This window comes from Clostridium sp. MCC353 (assembly GCF_018785315.1).
Classification (GTDB): Bacteria; Bacillota; Clostridia; order Lachnospirales; family Lachnospiraceae; genus CHH4-2.
In genome coordinates this window covers 1-288 of record NZ_WQPN01000166.1, presented here as the reverse complement: position 1 = coordinate 288, position 288 = coordinate 1, and the positions used below count along the sequence as shown (strand labels likewise).

General features: G+C 49.7%; 1 tRNA gene and 1 rRNA gene. Both read right to left on the bottom strand.

The features are described from left to right. Window positions 1-4: 4 nt before the first annotated feature. Window positions 5-77: transfer RNA gene (locus GPL15_RS24985), tRNA-Ala, on the bottom strand. Between the two features lie 6 nt (window positions 78-83). After that, window positions 84-201, bottom strand: a 5S ribosomal RNA gene (rrf, locus tag GPL15_RS24980). Window positions 202-288: the final 87 nt, after the last annotated feature.

Below are 288 nucleotides of genomic sequence, written 5' to 3'. Positions count from 1 at the left end.
CAAATGGAGATGGAGAGATTCGAACTCTTGACCCCCTGCTTGCAAGGCAGGTGCTCTCCCAACTGAGCTACACCCCCATAATAATCTGGCACCCACCTGCTCTCCCATATCGTTTCCAATATAGTACCATCGGCCGCTCAGGTCTTAACCATCGTGTTCGGGATGGGAACGGGTGTGTCCCCTGAGCGCATCAGCACCAGAAAATTCTGAACCTATTAAAGATTCAACAGTATATAAAACCCTTACTTCTTCTTCCTTAGAAAGGAGGTGATCCAGCCGCACCTTCCG